16 protein-coding genes are annotated in these 17895 nt (G+C 45.2%); 6 read left to right on the top strand and 10 right to left on the bottom strand.

Going from position 1 to position 17895, the window contains the following annotated elements; genetic code table 11:
* From fdhD to ACN0V2_RS09650, 7 genes are all read right to left on the bottom strand, one after another.
* Complete coding sequence (gene fdhD / locus ACN0V2_RS09680; RefSeq protein ID WP_417550604.1) at window positions 1–825, bottom strand: formate dehydrogenase accessory sulfurtransferase FdhD; 825 nt, start codon at window positions 823–825, stop codon at window positions 1–3.
* The gene (gene fdhF / locus ACN0V2_RS09675) at window positions 822–3704 is read right to left on the bottom strand and encodes a formate dehydrogenase subunit alpha (RefSeq protein ID WP_417550603.1); all 2883 of its coding nucleotides are present in this window, start codon (window positions 3702–3704) and stop codon (window positions 822–824) included. Before fdhF ends, fdhD begins: the two co-directional genes overlap by 4 nt.
* Window positions 3705–3707: 3 nt before the next feature.
* The gene (locus tag ACN0V2_RS09670; protein WP_417550602.1) at window positions 3708–5255 is read right to left on the bottom strand and encodes a formate dehydrogenase beta subunit; all 1548 of its coding nucleotides are present in this window, start codon (window positions 5253–5255) and stop codon (window positions 3708–3710) included.
* Complete coding sequence (locus tag ACN0V2_RS09665) at window positions 5255–5746, bottom strand: formate dehydrogenase subunit gamma (RefSeq protein WP_417550601.1); 492 nt, start codon at window positions 5744–5746, stop codon at window positions 5255–5257. Before ACN0V2_RS09665 ends, ACN0V2_RS09670 begins: the two co-directional genes overlap by 1 nt.
* A gap of 222 nt (window positions 5747–5968) precedes the next feature.
* Window positions 5969–7051, bottom strand: a complete 1083-nt coding sequence (locus ACN0V2_RS09660; protein ID WP_417550600.1) for a substrate-binding domain-containing protein — start codon at window positions 7049–7051, stop codon at window positions 5969–5971.
* Between the two features lie 57 nt (window positions 7052–7108).
* Complete coding sequence (locus ACN0V2_RS09655; RefSeq protein WP_417550599.1) at window positions 7109–7543, bottom strand: molybdenum cofactor biosynthesis protein MoaE; 435 nt, start codon at window positions 7541–7543, stop codon at window positions 7109–7111.
* Between the two features lie 2 nt (window positions 7544–7545).
* Window positions 7546–7773 carry a MoaD/ThiS family protein gene (locus ACN0V2_RS09650; protein WP_417550598.1) on the bottom strand — a complete coding sequence of 76 codons (228 nt, stop codon included), beginning with the start codon at window positions 7771–7773 and terminating at the stop codon, window positions 7546–7548.
* A gap of 44 nt (window positions 7774–7817) precedes the next feature.
* On the opposite strand from ACN0V2_RS09650, the gene moaC reads away from it, so the two are divergent.
* The 3 genes from moaC to ACN0V2_RS09635 all read left to right on the top strand — a co-directional run bounded on the left by moaC (window position 7818) and on the right by ACN0V2_RS09635 (window position 11381).
* Window positions 7818–8297, top strand: a complete 480-nt coding sequence (gene moaC / locus ACN0V2_RS09645; RefSeq protein ID WP_417550597.1) for a cyclic pyranopterin monophosphate synthase MoaC — start codon at window positions 7818–7820, stop codon at window positions 8295–8297.
* A gap of 139 nt (window positions 8298–8436) precedes the next feature.
* Window positions 8437–9765 carry a porin gene (locus tag ACN0V2_RS09640; protein ID WP_417550596.1) on the top strand — a complete coding sequence of 443 codons (1329 nt, stop codon included), beginning with the start codon at window positions 8437–8439 and terminating at the stop codon, window positions 9763–9765.
* Between the two features lie 290 nt (window positions 9766–10055).
* Complete coding sequence (locus ACN0V2_RS09635) at window positions 10056–11381, top strand: OprO/OprP family phosphate-selective porin (protein ID WP_417550595.1); 1326 nt, start codon at window positions 10056–10058, stop codon at window positions 11379–11381.
* A gap of 69 nt (window positions 11382–11450) precedes the next feature.
* Here ACN0V2_RS09635 and ACN0V2_RS09630 read toward each other — a convergent pair whose 3' ends face one another.
* The 3 genes from ACN0V2_RS09630 to ACN0V2_RS09620 form a co-directional block, all read right to left on the bottom strand.
* Entirely contained in the window at window positions 11451–12260 is an 810-nt protein-coding gene (locus tag ACN0V2_RS09630) for a substrate-binding domain-containing protein (RefSeq protein WP_417550594.1), read from the bottom strand.
* A gap of 97 nt (window positions 12261–12357) precedes the next feature.
* Window positions 12358–12705 carry a winged helix-turn-helix domain-containing protein gene (locus ACN0V2_RS09625; protein WP_417550593.1) on the bottom strand — a complete coding sequence of 116 codons (348 nt, stop codon included), beginning with the start codon at window positions 12703–12705 and terminating at the stop codon, window positions 12358–12360.
* 45 nt (window positions 12706–12750) lie between these two features.
* Entirely contained in the window at window positions 12751–13815 is a 1065-nt protein-coding gene (locus tag ACN0V2_RS09620) for a DUF2333 family protein (RefSeq protein ID WP_417550592.1), read from the bottom strand.
* Between the two features lie 426 nt (window positions 13816–14241).
* Here ACN0V2_RS09620 and ACN0V2_RS09615 point away from each other — a divergent pair, with 426 nt between their 5' ends.
* From ACN0V2_RS09615 to ACN0V2_RS09605, 3 genes are read left to right on the top strand one after another with little or no spacing between them, the layout of a single operon-like run.
* Window positions 14242–15192 carry an ABC transporter ATP-binding protein gene (locus ACN0V2_RS09615; RefSeq protein WP_417550634.1) on the top strand — a complete coding sequence of 317 codons (951 nt, stop codon included), beginning with the start codon at window positions 14242–14244 and terminating at the stop codon, window positions 15190–15192.
* The gene (locus tag ACN0V2_RS09610) at window positions 15192–15932 is read left to right on the top strand and encodes an ABC transporter permease subunit (protein WP_417550633.1); all 741 of its coding nucleotides are present in this window, start codon (window positions 15192–15194) and stop codon (window positions 15930–15932) included. Before ACN0V2_RS09615 ends, ACN0V2_RS09610 begins: the two co-directional genes overlap by 1 nt.
* Before the next feature lie 15 nt (window positions 15933–15947).
* Window positions 15948–17861 (top strand): Gldg family protein, encoded by a 1914-nt coding sequence (locus ACN0V2_RS09605; RefSeq protein ID WP_417550591.1) that lies wholly within the window; start codon window positions 15948–15950, stop codon window positions 17859–17861.
* The last annotated feature ends 34 nt before the right edge of the window (window positions 17862–17895 follow it).

The raw sequence follows: 17895 nt of genomic DNA, 5'->3' as shown, positions 1-17895 counted from the left end.
CTAGATGACGTGACTTAATAGCTCAGGTTGATGGGGATCGTGATAAATGATGTGTTTATCCGCACGGGCAAATCCGACTAACAGCAATCCCGCCTGGCGTGCCTGTTCAATAGCCAGGCTGGTTGGTGCCGAAATGGCGACCAGACAACCTACGCCGGCCATACAGGTTTTTTGCACCATTTCATAACTGGCGCGGCTGGTGACGAGAATAAAACCTTGCTGGCGATCTATCTTCATGCTCGACATTGCCCCAATCAATTTATCAAGCGCATTGTGGCGGCCAACATCTTCCCGCACGAGTTCAATCTTTCCGCTTAATGAACACCATGCAGCCGCATGAGTGGCACCTGTTATTGCGTTGATAGGTTGATTTGCTCGGATAGTTTCAAGGGATTGAGCAATGACGTCCTGACTTACCTGCGGAGCATGCACAGCAGGGATAGGTCGGATGGCTTGTTTCAGTGATTCAATTCCACATAAACCGCAACCCGTTCGGCCTGTCATATTGCGGCGTTTGGACTTAAGTTTTTCAAAAGCATCATCGGCGATTTGCAAACGGATGGTGATGCCAGCTTTGGCCTGAGTGATATGAACATGATTAATCTGCTCACGGGATTCGACGATTTCTTCGGTCAAACTGAAACCAATAGCAAAGTCTTCCAGATTGACTGGAGAAGCCATCATTACTACGTGCGAAATATAGTTATAAACCAGCGCAACAGGCACTTCGACAGCCACCTCATCAGAAGCCCAATGCGCCTGTTTCAGGTTCGGCTGATAAATTGAAACAGGTGTGGCTAACGAGGTTTTATAAACAAAGCTCATGACGATGATGATCCTGTGGGCATCGATTGATCGTGTTTTCGATTCTTTAACAGATTCAATTGCAGCGTTTCAAATGCCTCGAAGTTTTTCTGCCATTCAGATGGCTGGCTGACCCGTTCGATTTGTACCGCGGTAACCTTGTACTCAGGACAGTTGGTCGCCCAATCCGAGTTATCGGTTGTGATAACGTTGGCACCACTGCCGGGATGATGGAAAGTAGTATACACCACACCAGGCAGTACTTTTTCGGTGAGGCGGGCACGTAACACGGTTTGTCCGGCTCGGCTGGTAATACCGACCCAATCGTTTTCCTTGATACCTCTAACTTCTGCATCATGCGGATGAATATCTAACCTGTCTTCATCATGCCAAAGCTGGTTTTGGGTACGACGGGTTTGTGCACCCACATTGTATTGCGACAGAATTCGTCCGGTAGTGAGCAATAACGGGAAGCGGCTGTTGGTCCGTTCCTCGGTGGCAACGTATTCGGTGACACTAAAACGGCCTTTGCCAATCGGAAAATCATCGACATGCATGGTCGGTGTGCCGATTGGATGCGCGTCATTGCAAGGCCATTGAATACTGCCCAATTCATCAATGCGTTTGAAACTCACGCCAGTGAAGGTCGGTGCCAGTTGGGCAATTTCATCCATTATTTCCGAGGGATGGTTGTAATGCATCGGATAACCAAGCGCATTGGCCAAATCCATTGTGACTTGCCAGTCTTCTTTACCTGCCAATGGTGGCATGACTTTGCGAACACGGTTAATTCGGCGTTCGGCGTTGGTGAAGGTACCGTCTTTTTCCAAGAAGGATGAACCTGGCAACAACACATGGGCGAATTTAGCCGTTTCGTTAAGAAACAGATCCTGCACAATCAGGCATTCCAGTGAACGTAAGGCACTTTCAACGTGTTGCGTTCCGGGATCAGACTGAGCGATATCCTCGCCCTGCACATAAAGCCCTTTGAATTCACCGGCAATAGCAGCATCAAACATATTTGGAATGCGCAGTCCCGGTTCATTATCCAGTTTGACGCCCCAGACGGCTTCAAAATGTGCCCGTGATTCATCATTCGATACATGCTGATAACCGGGTAATTCGTGTGGGAAAGAGCCCATATCACATGAGCCCTGGACGTTATTCTGTCCACGCAGTGGATTTACACCAACACCTTCACGACCCAGGTTTCCGGTCGCCATAGCGAGGTTGGCAATCCCCATCACCATGGTTGACCCCTGACTGTGCTCGGTCACCCCCAGTCCGTAATAAATGGCACTGTTTTTACCTTGAGCAAAACTACGTGCTGCCTCGCGTACTTTTTCTGCAGCGACGCCGGTAACCGCCTCAACAGATTCAGGAGAATGACGCTCATCACGAATAAACTCACGCCATTTTCCATAGGTTTCCATATCACAGCGCGACTCAATAAACTCGTGGTCTTCAAAGCCTTCAGTCACAACAACATGTGCTAAGGAATTAATCAACGCCACATTGGAACCCGGTTTGAGTGGCAGATGCAGAGCTGATTTGAGATGTGGTGTTTTCAGTAAATCGATATGTCTAGGATCGGCCACAATCAACTGTGCACCTTCACGCAGACGGCGACGCATCATTGAGCCAAATACCGGATGGGCGTCGGTGGGATTGGCACCGATCACCAGAATCACATCCGATTTCATTACCGAGTCAAAATTCTGGGTACCGGCTGATTCGCCTAGTGTGACTTTCAGTCCATAACCGGTGGGGGAGTGGCAAACTCGGGCACAGGTATCGGTATTGTTATTGCCAAATGCGGCACGGATCAGTTTTTGAACCAAATAGGTTTCTTCATTGGTACAACGAGATGACGTAATGCCGCCAATACTGTTGCGACCGTATTTTTGCTGGATGCCTTTGAGTTTGTCTGCGGCAAACTGAATGGCTTCTTCCCAACTTGCTTCCTGCCACGGTTCATTGATGTTATTGCGGATCATCGGCGTGGTCAGGCGATCTTTATGCGTGGCATACCCAAAGGCAAAACGGCCTTTAACACAGGAATGGCCATGATTGGCGTCACCACCTTTGTAAGGCACCATGCGCACCACTTGATCGCCTTTCATTTCCGCTTTGAATGAACAACCCACGCCACAATAAGCACAGGTAGTGATCACGCTATGTTCCGGTTGGCCCATTTCCACAATGCTTTTTTCCATTAGAGTGGAGGTAGGGCAGGCTTGTACACAGGCCCCGCAGGACACGCATTCAGAATCCATAAAATCTTCATGCTGACTGGGCGATACCACCGAGGCAAACCCCCGACCATCAATGGTTAACGCAAAGGTACCTTGTACCTCTTCACAGGCTCTTACACAACGTGAGCAAACAATACATTTGCTCGGATCAAAATCGAAATAGGGATTGCTATGATCTTTTTCACTCTCCAGGTGATTCTCACCAGCATAGCCATAACGCACATCGCGCAGCCCCACTGCGCCGGCCATATCCTGTAGTTCACAGTTACCGTTTGCCGGGCAGGTCAGGCAATCCAGTGGATGATCGGAAATATACAATTCCATGATATTGCGACGTAAGTCAGCCAGTTTTTTATTCTGAGTGGTCACTTTCATGCCGGCATCCACTGTGGTGGTGCAGGATGCGGGATAACCACGCCGGCCTTCAATTTGCACGGCACATAAACGACAGGAGCCGAAGGATTCCAGATTATCGGTGGCACACAGTTTGGGAATGTTGATATCAACCAGTGCCGCAGCCCGCATAACGGACGTGCCCTCGGGTACCGAGATTTCAATACCGTCAATTTCCAACGTCACCAGCTTTTCTGATAAACGTGCTGGGGTTCCATAATCTTTGTTGGGGTTAAATCTTTCTACTTTCATGACTTACTCCTGACGCCCATGGCGCAGTTCGTCGGGGAAAAACTTCATCACACTTTTAACTGGAATTGGCGTCATACTGCCCATGGCGCATAGCGATCCATCGACCATGGTGTCGCACAGATCTTCGAGTAATTGCCAATTGTTATCGGGTCTTTCACCAGCACGAATCCGATCAATGACTTCCACACCTCTGGTCGAGCCAATACGGCAGGGCGTGCATTTGCCACAGGATTCGACGGTGCAAAATTCCATCGCAAATCGGGCCTGATCACCCATATCGACACTGTCATCGAACATCACCACACCACCATGACCAAGCACGGCTTGTTCAGAGGAAAAGGCTTCATAATCTATAAGCGTGTGCCACTGACTTTCTGGGAGATAAGCCCCTAATGGACCACCGACCTGCACAGCTTTCAGTGGTCGACCGCTACGGGTGCCACCACCAAATTCATTCATCAGTTTGTTCAGTGGAATGCCAAAGGCCAGTTCGACCAGACCGCCATTTTTGACGTTGCCAGCGAGTTGGATCGGCATGGTGCCGCGAGAACGTCCCACACCATAATCGGCATAGGCCTGACCGCCTTTATCGAGAATGTAAGGAATGGCTGCCAAAGATAAAACGTTATTGACGACCGTCGGTTTGCCAAATAAACCGACAATCGCAGGAAGTGGCGGTTTGGCACGGACTAATCCGCGTTTACCTTCCAGGCTGTCGAGTAACGACGTTTCTTCACCGCAGATATAGGCACCTGCACCTAAGCGAACTTCCAGATCAAACTGTTTTTGGCTACCGCGAATATTGCTGCCCAGATAACCCTGCTGATAGGCGGTTTCAATGGCTTTATTCAATATGTGATGGGCAATTGGATATTCTGAACGTAAATAGATATAGCCTTGAGTGGCACCGACGGCGAGTCCCGCGATGGTCATGCCTTCGATGAGCATGAACGGATCACATTCCATCACCAGCCGATCGGCAAAGGTGCCTGAGTCACCTTCATCGGCATTACAGACAATGTATTTCTGCTCTCCAGGCGTATCCAGAACGGTTTGCCATTTAATGCCGGTAGGGAAAGCCGCGCCGCCACGACCACGTAAGCCGGAGGTTTTTACTTCATCGACAATCTGTTGTCCGGTCATTATCAAAGCATTGTCCAGACCGGTGTAACCATCATGTTCTAGATAGTCATCTAGCGACAATGGATCGGTAATACCAGCACGAGCAAAGGTTAAGCGTTGTTGGTTTTTCAAGTAGGGAATTTGTTCAACCAGTCCCACACAAAGATCATGCTGCGTTTGACCTTGATGAAAATTATGTTCGAAAAGTGTTTGCACATCATTTGGGGTGACGGGCCCAAAACCTATTCGACCGTTTTCGGTTTCGACTTCAATTAAGGGTTCCAGCCAGAACAGACCTCGCGAGCCATTTCTAACTAAGGTGATGTCGATGCCACGACTTAATGCTTCAGCCTGTATCAATGTGGCAATCTGATCTGCACCTAAGGATCGGGCCGTGGTATCACAGGGAACAAATATCTTTATCGACATTAACCTGCCTCCTGCAAACGCTGACGGCAGTTTTCCATCAATTCATCAAAACGTTCCGGGCTGACGCGGCCATGGATATCATCATTAATGCGTATTGAAGGACCAGTGGCACAATTGCCCAAGCAATAAACGGGTTCCAACGTGATACTGCCGCAATCGGTTGTTTGCTGGTAATCAATATTGAGGGTATTTTTGGCGTGCTCTTCCAATTGACGACAGCCCACCGATTGACAGGCTTCAGCACGACAAATTTCGACGATATGTTTACCGGTGGGATGATTACGAAAATGTGCGTAAAAGCTGATAACCCCATGCACTTCGGCACGGGTGAGTAACATTTCATCTGCAATAATCGGCACCACATTATCGGGTATATAGCCGATGTATTCCTGAACAGCATGTAAAACCGGTAATAAAGCACCAGGCTTTGATTTTAGCCGCTGTATGATTTCATGGACGGTTTCTAACCGCCATTGCCCGGGTGTTATCATTTTTGCCTCTCTCATTCTATATATGAATAGGTATGCATATATAATTTTTATTTTTATTGTTTTATCAGACAATAACACAGCAAAATTAGCTTAAAAATATGTAAATAATTGCATATTTAAGTTATGGTGAATTAAGGTGCTGAGAGAGCGATTTTTAATGAGAGAAAGGTTGTGAGTGGGTAGTGTTTGGGTAATAAAAACTACTGAATAATCAGATTGAAATCAGGCAAAACCGGTTTCAAAAATTTGTTCAAACGTCACTTCCTGTCCACAACGGGAAAGTTCGTAACCCTCAAGACCAGCTAAAGCATCATGAAACGTTTTGCCCTTTACGCACTCGAGTAAAGTTTGCACGCTTTCATGTTCGAATTGCTGCTGACTGACTGCTAGGCAATAGTGTTCCCATTGAAGGGGCACAAAGTCGAGTCCGAACTTTTTGGCCACTGCAGCAATGCCAAATCCACTGTCAGCCACACCACTGGCTACCATCGCGGCCACAGCCATATGGGTGAATTCTTCTTGCTGATAACCGGTAATAGTTGTCGGGTCAATGTGTTGCAAAGCGAGTAACTGATCCAGTAATAATCGTGTGCCGGAATCTTTCTGGCGATTAATAAAGCGATAGTGTCCTTTGCTTAAATCAGCCAGTGATCGGATGGCGAGTGGATTGCCTTTGGGCACCATTAATCCCTGTAAACGTCTGACCAGATAAATGATACGATGATTTTCCGGTGAAATATGTTGCAAATATTGTGACGAAACACGTTTGCCAAGCTCGCCCTCAGGCACGTGAAAACCAGCTATATCACATTGATTTTCTTTTAGGGCAAGCAGGCTTTCCACGCTGCCGTGAAAGTGTAATTCAACCGGCATGTCTTTCAGCTGGTTCAAGGTGTCTTGTAACGCGCTGACAGCTAAACCATGGCTTGCAAAAATCTTCAGATGATAATGTTGCTGTGATTGTTGAATACGCGATAGCTGATGGGCCAGTTCAGTAGCTTGATTAGCTAGTTGGGGCGCGTGACGTGCCTGTAATTGTTGTTGTGCCTGCAACAGTTTTACACCGGCTTCGGTTAATTTTGCGCCACGGCCACGGTGTTTGATAACCAATGGTGAGCCAAATAGTTTTTCCCATTTTTCCATCAAGCCCCAGGCATGACGGTAGGAAACCTGACATTGCAATGCGGCTTGCTGCAGTGAACCCAACGAATCAAGGCTTGTCAGCAGATTAAACAATATGGGATCCATGGTGATGGTTTTCCCTTCATGTTCAATCTGCCACAGGAAGTTGATTTGAATATTCAATTGTTCAACCGGATGGTTTGATGAGGAAAAGACACTATTAAGTTCAACACTTACACCTTATAAACCATCGGTATTGGATTCTACCCAACGTTCGCCGTTCTGATTTTGCTCTTTTTTCCAGAACGGGGCTTTATATTTCAGCTCTTCAATCAGCCAGTTGCAGGCATCAAGTGCTGCACGGCGATGTGCTGACCAGCAACCAATTAACACAATTGCTTCGCCGGGAAACACTTGGCCGACGCGATGCACGATCAGGCAATCATTTAATGGCCAGTCGGTTTTAGCCTGTGTTTCTAATTGGTCGAGGTAACGCTGAGTCATGGCAGGATAGTGTTCCAGTGTCATGGTTCTGACGGTAGCGTCATCATTATAATCTCGCATAGTTCCTATAAAGCTGGCGGCTGCGCCATCTCTGCCAGCAGGCATCTGCTGAGCAAATTTACTGAGCCATTGATAAGGTTGGAAATCTTCATCAAGAATATGCGTGGTCATGATTAACCTCCGGTGACCGGTGGAAAGAAAGCGACTTCATCACCATCCTTCACCTGACTTTGCATATTGGCGTAGTCAAGATTGACAGCAACCAGTAAGTTGTTCGGTGGCGGGGCTGAATGGGTAGCCAAATCCCAAACTTCGGCCACAGTCGAAGCCTTTTCTAATGTGGTCTCACTCTGTCCCAGACTTTCTCGCAGGCTGGCAAAAAATTTGACTTGAATAGACATCTGGTTGATTGTTCCTCGATAAAAACATAAGGATAACACCCCAAATGGCAGAATTAACCCATTTTAATCAGGCCGGTGAGGCACATATGGTCGATGTCGGCGACAAAGCGGTGACGCAACGCAAAGCTGTCGCCATTGGACGGATTGTTATGTTGCCGGAAACCCTCAAATTAATTGAACAGGGCAATCATAAAAAAGGTGATGTGCTCGGCATTGCACGAATTGCTGGCATCATGGCAGCGAAGCGTACTTCAGATTTAATTCCGCTGTGTCATCCGCTAGCGTTAAGCAAAGTCACTGTAGAGTTTGAGATTGATGCCGCCAACAATGCGGTGAATTGTCAGGCTGAAGTTGCCACTGCTGGCCAAACCGGTGTGGAAATGGAAGCACTCACTGCGGTTCAAGTTGCACTGCTAACTATCTACGATATGTGTAAAGCAGTTGATCGCGGCATGACAATGACCGATGTTTGCCTGCAGGAAAAGGCTGGTGGTAAATCAGGTCACTGGCAACGTTCCATCTAAACAAGATTTCAACTACGACTCTTTAATTTCTTAAATTAAGTTTGAATTCAGCAACGGTTACCTAAACTGTATAGGAGTTCTTCCTGTTCTTTCTGGTGAGTATTTTCCCGATACTTGCAATTTAATGCTGAGTTCTTCGATGTCCAATTTTGTGTCAATACTGTTGTTTGTTTTATTTCTCGGTTTACCACTGGTAAGTCATGCTTCTGAATTACGCTTGTTGATCGATATGCTGCATGAAAATGGCACGGTTAGTGAAGAGCAATATAGTCGGTTATTGGCCGAGCTGGAACAGACCCAGCAGCAGTCAGCAAAAGAAAAACAGGAAATCACTGAAAAACTGGAATTAGCCACGCAACCTCCTGAAGTTGAAGTTACCACCAGGGGCGGTCTTCGTGTTAGAACAACTGATGGTGAATTTGAAACCCGTTTACGTGGCCGGCTGATGATCGATGCAGCCGATTACAAGGGCGAACCGGAAATGGGTGACGGCACTAATATTCGCCGTGCTAGATTAGCCTGGACCGGTCGTATGTATAGGGATTGGGGGTTCCAACTCGATTATGATTTTGCCGACGGTGGTAAGTTACGCGATTCGTTTGTGTCATATCTGGGATTTGAAGATACCCGTTTACGTATGGGGTTGATGGAAATCCCTTTCCAATTGCAATACCGCAGCAGCTCTAGCAATTCTCAAATGATCGAACGTAGTTTATTGGGTGCCTTTGGTGGTGATCGTTATATCGGCGTTATGGCCGATACCAAAAAACAGCACTGGACTGCTGCCGCTGGTCTGTTTGGTGAAACTGCGACTCGTCAGAATCCGATTGTCGATGAAGGTTGGGGAGTAGGAGCCCGCTTTACGGTTGCGCCTATTAATAATGAAAAAGATAAATTGCTGCATTTTGGTATTGCCAGCATGTACCGAAATGTTGAAGATGTGGGGGTAGTTGAGTTCAGTGATGAACCGGAAGCCAGGGTTGCCGGTAATAATATTGTTGATACCGGTGAGATTTTTAATAGCGATAGTTTCACGCGTTACGGCGCAGAGTGGGCGATGATAAACGGTCGTTTATCGGCTCAATCAGAATATGTGCTTACCACTGTACGCCGTAACAATGCAGAAAACCTGCAATTCAGCGGCTGGCATTTCCAAACCGGTTTCTTTCTAACCGATGATTCATTGAATTATCAACGTGGCGATTTTGGCAGTCCTTCTCCAAATTATCGAGTCGGTGATGGTGGGATTGGCGCATGGGAATTAACCTTACGTTATAGCAGCCTAGATCTGAATGACAAGATGATTGATGGCGGTGAAATTCAGAACATTACTTATGGGGTCAACTGGTATCCGGTACCAATGCTGAGATTTTCAGCCAACTATATTGATGTGCTCAATGTAAGCGGTGGTCCGAATGATGGGAAAGAACAACGTATCTTTTTGGTTCGCAGCCAATGGGCGTTTTAAATCAAATATTACAATTGAAATTGATGCTTAAAGCGATTGGTTAGTTTTAGGTAAATGGAAACGCTAATTTTTAGAATGATCTCTTATACGAATTGATAAAATATCTAGCCAAAATAAAAAAAAGCTTTGTTTTTAAGTATTAACGATAGTTACGGAAGATTATTTTTTTAATTAGAACTGTTTCACAATAGAAAAAATTAAATAGGCTTTTCGCAAAAAATATTAATGCTGGTTCCAAATGTGTCGATAATATTACAGAAAATTATTGACCATTCAAAAGGAACACGGTTATGCGATTTAAAAAACACTTGCTGACAGCGGCCATCGGCTTAACGCTCAGCTTTTCAACACATGCATCCGAATTGGAAACACTGATTAATATGCTGCATGAAAATGGCATGGTGACCGACGAGCAATATGGTCGGTTAATGAACGAACTGGCAGAAAACAAAGCAAGCAATGAACAACAAAAGGCCGAGCTGGATGAAAAGCTGGCGGAAGCAACCAAACCTTCTGATGTAGAAATATCAACAAATGGCGGCTTAACGCTGAAAACCCGCGATGGACAGTTTTCAACTAAAGTCGGTGGTCGTTTACAAGTAGATGCTGCCACTTATGGCGGCTCACCGGATATGGGCGATGGCACTGATATTCGCCGTGCCCGATTATATCTTTCAGGTACTTTATACCGTGATTGGGGTTATAAACTTGAATACGAGTTTGATAACAGTTCGATTACCGATGCTTTTATTTCTTATGATGGCTTTGAAAACTATCAAATCATGGCAGGTAACTTCAAAGATCCATTCAGTCTTGATTATATGATCAGTGCAAATAACACCATGTTTATGGAACGTGCTTTACCTACAGCCTTTAATGCGGGTCGTCATCTCGGTGTTATGGGGGCTCGTAATAGCAAACATTGGACGTTGGCTGCAGGTTTGATGGGTGATACTGTTAGTAGTACTCGAGATGCTGACGAAGATGAAGGTTGGGGCTGGAGTACACGTGGAACTCTGGCACCCATTAATGAAGCCGGTAAAGTGGTTCATCTGGGGGTAGGTTTTAATTACCGTGATTTGCAGCCGAATAATCAGGTGCGGTTCAGTCAAGCCTCTGAAACAAATGTTTCAAGTGTTCGCATAGTCGATACTGAGATTCTGACAAACGCTGACACGATGCTGAAAAGTGGTTTAGAACTTGCGACAGTAATGGGACCTTTTACAGCTCAGGCAGAATATATCCGTACTTCAGTAGAGCGGGACAATATTAGCGATGCCGATTTTGATGGTTGGTATTTGCAAAGCAGTTATTTACTTACTGGAGAATCTCGCCCATATAAAAATGGCGTGTTTGGTGGCATAAAACCGAATCATAGCGTTGGAGATGGTGGCATCGGTGCTTGGGAAGTGGCCATTCGTTATAGCTCACTGGACTTAAATGATGGTGATATTGATGGCGGTGAAGCGGATTCAATGACCTTGGGACTGAACTGGTATCCAGTGCCAATGTTACGTTTCTCAGCAGATTATGTGCATGTACTGGATATCGACGGTGGGATCTATGATGGAGACGAACCTAGTGTGTTCCAGGTTCGAAGCCAATGGGCATTCTGATCCAAGATACATAGTTACGTAGTAATAAAAGCTGCTGTTAATGTGAATTAACAGCAGCTTTTTTTAGTGTTATTCGTCTGTACTTGGCTGTGCGGTAAAGAATAATTGCTGATTATTAACCTTAAAGTTATCAATCAACTTTTTACCCGATTCGCCTGTCATAAAATCAATGTACTGCTTTGCCATAGCTGATTGAACATGAGGATGTTTGTCAGGATTTACTGCCATGATGTGGTAAGGATTGGATAACATCGCGCCGCCTTCAAATAAAAGCGTCAATTGCATCTTGTCCTGATAGGCGATCTGCGTTCCTCGATCAGTTAATGCATAACCTGACATTTCATCGGCAATTTTCAATACAGCCCCCATACCTTGGCCAGCTTGCACATACCAACTCCCTGTTGGAATGATATTGGCAGCTTGCCATAGTTCGAGTTCTTTTTTGTGGGTGCCGGAATCATCACTACGTGAAATAAATCGGCTACCCGATTTGGCAATTTTTCCCATGGCTTCACCAATGGTTTTGGCAGATGCAATCCCGGCAGGATCGTTGGATGGGCCGACTAGAACAAAATCGTTATACATCACATAACGGCGATCAATGAAATAACCTTCTTTAACATACTCAAGCTCTGCTTTTGGTGCATGCACCAGAGCCACATCCACATCACCATTGGCCCCCAGTTTTAACGCCTGCCCGGTGCCAACTGCAATGACTGCTACTTTAATATCAGTAGATTCAGTAAAAGCTTGGTTTAAAACACCCAATAAGCCCGTATTATCTGTGCTGGTGGTGGTCGACAATTTGAGTAATTGTTCAGCATGAACGGGTGACGTCAGCAGGTAACTGATTAACAATACGATTGAAAAACGTTTCATTTTTTATACTCGCGATATGCACAGGAAAATTTCAATGTATTCCAACATACATATCGAAAGCTGTAAATGTGTTTGTAAACTGTGTTTGAGGAGAAGTTTAACGAGTTAAATGATGATATAAGCTGAGCATTTCAACTTCGATGGCTTTTTCAGCATTCAGTAGTGCTTGACGATACTGCTTTAAAATCTGTTGGCCAAACTCTGTGACTTCTGCTCCGCCGCCATGACTGCCACCTTTAGCGGTAACAACGATGGGGTTGGCAAAACTCTCGTTCATCGTGTTGACTAAATCCCATGCTCGTTTGTATGACATATCCATTGCCCGACCTGCAGCAGAGATAGAACCATTTTGCATGATGGCATCCAGTAAGTCGGCTTTCCCTGGACCAAGTGCCACCTTATCGTTCAAATAAAGCCGAATTTTGATAGAGGATTTATAAGACATTTATTGATGAACCTATTTGGTCACTTTAAAGAATAAGTGCTGGTTTTATCCTTGTTCCAATAAACGACGTAGATCCATCATGGCAGCATTGGCTCGAGAAACATAAGACGCCATCACTAAAGAGTGATTAGCAAATAGACCAAATCCACTGCCATTTAAGATAATTGGGCTCCACACTGTGGCCTGAGTGGCTTCAAGTTCGCGAATGATTTGACGCAGACTAATTAACGCGTTTTTCTTCTGTAACACATCGGCAAAATCATGCTCAGCGGCTTTAAGCAGATGAATCATTGCCCAAATAGAACCACGTGATTCGTAAAAAACATCATCAATTTCTAACCAAGGCGTTTTAGTAACTTTTTCATTCTGAGTCAGCGTTGATTGATGTGCCGATATATCACCAGCCAAAGCGGTATTGATACGTGTCTGACCAACGCTGGCACTTAGACGTTGAGAAAGACTACCTAGACGTTTTTCGGCAATGCCCAACCAAGCTGCAAGATTATCTGCTCTGGCATAAAACTGTGCTTCATCACGTTGCGGATCTGAAAGGCGAGCCAGATAACTTTCCAGCGCTTTAATACCTTTACGATATTCACTTTCGGTTGGTGGAAACAGCCAAGAATCGGAATTAAAATTGAACTGCGGTTCGGCAATAATTAAGTCTCTATCTTCTGCAGATTGTGATTGCGAACGACTGATATCGTTACGTAGTGCGCGGGAGTAATCACGAATTTGTACCAATACACCGAACTCCCAATTAGGCATATTGTCCATCCATACCGAGGGTGGCATCACATCATTAGTTAAATAACCACCCGGTTTATCGAGTAAGGTATTGGCAAGTGTGATTAACGTAGCGGTGGAGGTATAACCAACGACTAAATCTTGTTGTTTTTCTGCGGCCATTTCGCGAGCATTGGTTTTAGGGTCGAACGCAGTAGGCGTTGCACTCCACCAAAGCATGATCACTAAAAAAATTAACAAGATGATGGCGATTGCCACGAATAACGCTTTGGATAGTTGTCGACGACTGTCGGGGTCTCGAAAGGAATCGATTACATTCCACCAAACCTGACGACTGCGCTGAACAAAAGAATTTGCGGCCATAAATTATCCAAAGAGAGTAATTAAGATTTCACCATAGCGTATTTTAGACAGCAAAAAAATGCTTAGGGTTTGTTTATCTTTCAAAGCCACCTGGGTTATCGCTGAAAAAGTGGCTTAAGTTGTGAGGAAAGGTTTTAACTAAACGACCAGTGGAGCGGGATGAGATTTTCTTCCAATGGTGTTGGAATTGAGTCATATAGAGCAGTTACATTTCGCTATTTCTTCCTGTTTGGGAGAAATTATCGCCTGCAGAAGTCGAGGGGTTAAAAGATAAAGAGGCCTTAAAGCGAGTCGGGAGAGCTTTCCTGGAATTGGGCGGGAGAATTTCCTGAAAACTTTACAGTATTAAGCTTGACGTAATAGTGAATGGGGCTGAATAATGCCCGGTTTGAAAATGCTTTTGATGAAGCGGGGGACGCTTTAAGTATGACACTCAGAGTTGAGATTGAAGATCTGGCCAAACATTTTGGCGAGATTCGAGCTGTGGATGGTGTGACATTCTCAGTGAGCAAAGGCGAAGTACTGGGTTTTCTCGGACCGAATGGCGCCGGTAAATCCACCACAATGAAAATGATAACCGGCTTTTTAGCCCCGACGCGAGGTACAGTCCGCGTCTGTGGTTATGATGTTTCTACCGATCCTATTTCTGTAAAAGCTAACCTGGGTTATTTGCCCGAAGGTGCTCCGGCTTATGCCGATATGACGCCGGACAGTTTCCTCAAGTTTATTGCTGATATTCGTGGTTTATCTGGTGCAGATAAAAAAAGGGCGGTGGCTTCAGCTGCGGAACGTGCCAGGGTGCTAAACGTGATGTATCAACCGATTGAAACGTTATCTAAAGGCTACAAACGCCGGGTTGGTTTGGCACAAGCTATTTTGCATAATCCACCGGTGTTGATTATGGATGAACCGACCGATGGTCTGGATCCTAATCAAAAGCATGAAGTTCGTACCTTGATTAATGAAATGGCAGAAGACAAAGCCATCATCATCTCCACGCATATTCTCGAAGAAGTGAATGCTCTTTGTACGCGAAACGTGGTTATTGCTAGCGGTAAAGTGGTGTTTGACGGAACACCTGCTGAGTTAGAAGCAAAATCACGTTATCACAACGCTGTTGTGTTAACGGTCAATGCGGTAGATAACACTAAATTGCTGCAGTATGTGACGTCATTAGAATTTGTTGCCGAAGCCGAACCATTATCTACGGGTAACGGTATCCGGGTATTTCCAAAAGACGGTCGTCATATCACTATTCCGTTATCAGAAAAAATCCGTGAGCAAGGTTGGGAAATTGCATCGCTGTATGCTGAAAGTGGGCGTCTGGATGAGGTTTTCCGCAGCATCACCATGACCAAAACTGCGGGAGTCAAATGATGAATATGCTGAATATCTGGTTCATCATGAAACGTGAGTTTGGTGGTTACTTTGCCACCCCGGTTGCTTACGTTTTTATTATTATCTTTTTATTATTAGCTGGTTTTTCGACTTTTTACGTGGGTAATTTCTTTTCCCGCGGTGAGGCGGATTTATATCCTTTTTTCTCATTACATCCCTGGTTATACATTTTATTAATCCCAGCGATTTCAATGCGCCTTTGGGCTGAAGAACGTAAAAGCGGGTCGATTGAATTACTGATGACTTTACCGGTATCCGTTTTTGAAGCGGTATTGGGAAAATTCTTTGCGGCATGGGCCTTCACCGGTTTGGCATTAATCCTGAATTTTCCTTTATGGATTACCGTGAATTATTTGGGTAACCCGGATAATGGGGTCATATTCACTGGCTTTATCGGCAGCTTTTTAATGGCGGGTGGCTTCTTGGCAATTGGTTCGTGCATTTCAGCCGTCACTAAAAATCAGGTCATTGCATTTGTACTGAGTTTGATTGTGAGCTTGATCTTTGTCCTGTCAGGCTATGGCATCGTACTGGATTTCTTTAGCAGTTGGGCTCCGCAACCATTGGTGGATGCCATCAGTTCGTTTAGCTTTCTAACCCACTTTGATGCGATTTCCAAAGGGGTGATTGATTTACGTGACATGTTGTATTTCGCAGCGCTTATCGCTATCTGGTTGTTTGCCAACGCCTTGATAGTGAATGCACGTAAAGCCGATTAGGAGTTAAAGTCAGCAATGAATAAACAATTATTATCCAAAACCGGTTTGATTCTGGCGATCATTCTGTTTATCGCTTTTATTATCGTGGTAAACGGCAATTTCAAATCGGCTCGCGTCGATTTAACCGAAGACAAACTGTATACCCTGTCTGAAGGCTCGTTGAATATCTTGTCTTCATTACAGCAACCCATCACGCTGCGATTTTATTATTCAGAGCAGGTTGCTCAGGCATTGCCATCACTGAAAGCCTACGCCCAACGGGTACAAGAGCTGTTAATGGAATATCAGCGTGCTTCGGATGGCATGATTCAGGTCAAAATTATCGATCCAAAACCTTTTTCAGATCATGAGCAGCGAGCTAAACAATACGGGTTGCAATCGATTCCAATTGAAGGTGAAACCGATCCGTTATTTTTTGGGGTAGCGGGCACCAATATTCTTGATGGTCTGGAACGTATTCGTTTCTTTCAACCGGAAATGGAAGATGTCCTGGAATACGATCTGACCCGCATGATTTATCAATTGTCAGACGTTGAACGTAAAAACGTAGCGGTGATGAGTTCGTTGCCAATTGATGGTGAAGGTTACGATCCATTGAAAGGCCAGTTGGATACTGAGGGTGGTGCGAAACCTTGGGCGATGATGGGTAAATTACGTGAAATGTTTAATGTTTCCGTGTTGCCGGAAGATATCCGCCGTATTCCATCATCAGTTGACCTATTGATGGTAGTACATCCTAAAGATTTACCAGAGCAAACCTTGTATGCGATTGATCAATATGTGTTGCGTGGTGGCAAATTAATCACCTTTGTTGATCCGTTTGCAGAAATAGATGTACCGGAAAAAGATCCTGATAATCCGATGGCAGCGATGGTTGCTAATCGAAGCTCAAATATGCCAGAACTGTTGAGTAATTGGGGAGTGGAGCGGCATGCTTCAGATGTGGTGGCCGATCGTAAAACGGCCCGCCAAGTAGATTTTGGGGCTCGTAGTAATAATCAACCAATTGAATATGTGTTGTGGAATGCGCTCAGCGAAGAGAACATGAATCAACAGCAACGTATTACTTCTAAATTACGCAAGATCAACGTGGCAACTGCAGGTCACTTTATCACTTTGGATGATGCAACAACCGAGATTACACCGTTACTGAGTTCCAGCAATGAAGCGATGCTGGTGGATAAGCGAGTGGTGCAATTTCGTAATGATCCAGTCGCCTTACTCACTAAATATGAGAGTGGCACTATCAGCTATCCATTAGCCGTTCGCATTACCGGCCAATCTGATTCAGCCTTTCCAGATGGCGCCAGAGGTGCAGGAAAAGAGATGGTAAAAATGCCTGATCATATTGATGAAGCAGTTGATGGTATCGATGTGATTGCTATTGCTGATGTGGATCTACTCGATGATCGCTTCTGGGTCATCATGCAGGACTTTTATGGACAGGATTTAGCCTTCAACACCTCAAACAATATCGATTTTGTTCATAACGCTATCGAAGAATTGACGGGGTCAGAAGGACTTATAAGTGTCCGTTCGCGTACTGGTTTTACGCGTCCATTTGTGCGGGTTGAAGCGTTACAACGTGAAGCGGAAAGACTCTACCGGGCAAAAGAACGTGAACTGGAAACTAAATTACAGCAAACACGCCAACGTATTGCCCGTATGCAAGTGGAGCAACGTGGTGATGATGAAGCGATTACCACGCCAGAGCAGCAAAAAGAAATCGCTGAATTTAGAGAGATTGCTGATCGTACAGAACTCGAGTTACGTGCTGTAAAAGGTAATTTGCGTAAAGATATCGATCAGCTGGAAACTACGGTGAAATTCATCAATATCGGTTTGATCCCCATTATTGTGGCGATATTGGCATTGATTACGGGATGGTTACGGGTTCGTAAACGTTCACGTGGTCGTTTCCAATCATAAATTCTGCATGCGTCAGATGACGTTGCCAAATTGA

Source organism: Methylophaga sp. (genome assembly GCF_048266885.1).
Classification (GTDB): Bacteria; Pseudomonadota; Gammaproteobacteria; order Nitrosococcales; family Methylophagaceae; genus Methylophaga.
Note: the sequence above shows the minus strand (reverse complement) of the source record. Positions and strands in the feature narration are given on the sequence as shown.

Coding starts and splice junctions, on each gene's coding strand:
- ACN0V2_RS09615 (WP_417550634.1), top strand. CDS start 14,242: ATGACACTCAGAGTTGAGATTGAAGATCTGGCCAAACATTTTGGCGAG.
- ACN0V2_RS09670 (WP_417550602.1), bottom strand. CDS start 5,255: ATGTCGATAAAGATATTTGTTCCCTGTGATACCACGGCCCGATCCTTA.
- ACN0V2_RS09665 (WP_417550601.1), bottom strand. CDS start 5,746: ATGATAACACCCGGGCAATGGCGGTTAGAAACCGTCCATGAAATCATA.
- ACN0V2_RS09610 (WP_417550633.1), top strand. CDS start 15,192: ATGAATATGCTGAATATCTGGTTCATCATGAAACGTGAGTTTGGTGGT.
- ACN0V2_RS09650 (WP_417550598.1), bottom strand. CDS start 7,773: ATGTCTATTCAAGTCAAATTTTTTGCCAGCCTGCGAGAAAGTCTGGGA.
- ACN0V2_RS09625 (WP_417550593.1), bottom strand. CDS start 12,705: ATGTCTTATAAATCCTCTATCAAAATTCGGCTTTATTTGAACGATAAG.
- ACN0V2_RS09630 (WP_417550594.1), bottom strand. CDS start 12,260: ATGAAACGTTTTTCAATCGTATTGTTAATCAGTTACCTGCTGACGTCA.
- moaC (WP_417550597.1), top strand. CDS start 7,818: ATGGCAGAATTAACCCATTTTAATCAGGCCGGTGAGGCACATATGGTC.
- ACN0V2_RS09640 (WP_417550596.1), top strand. CDS start 8,437: ATGTCCAATTTTGTGTCAATACTGTTGTTTGTTTTATTTCTCGGTTTA.
- ACN0V2_RS09605 (WP_417550591.1), top strand. CDS start 15,948: ATGAATAAACAATTATTATCCAAAACCGGTTTGATTCTGGCGATCATT.
- ACN0V2_RS09655 (WP_417550599.1), bottom strand. CDS start 7,543: ATGACCACGCATATTCTTGATGAAGATTTCCAACCTTATCAATGGCTC.
- fdhD (WP_417550604.1), bottom strand. CDS start 825: ATGAGCTTTGTTTATAAAACCTCGTTAGCCACACCTGTTTCAATTTAT.
- ACN0V2_RS09620 (WP_417550592.1), bottom strand. CDS start 13,815: ATGGCCGCAAATTCTTTTGTTCAGCGCAGTCGTCAGGTTTGGTGGAAT.
- ACN0V2_RS09635 (WP_417550595.1), top strand. CDS start 10,056: ATGCGATTTAAAAAACACTTGCTGACAGCGGCCATCGGCTTAACGCTC.
- fdhF (WP_417550603.1), bottom strand. CDS start 3,704: ATGAAAGTAGAAAGATTTAACCCCAACAAAGATTATGGAACCCCAGCA.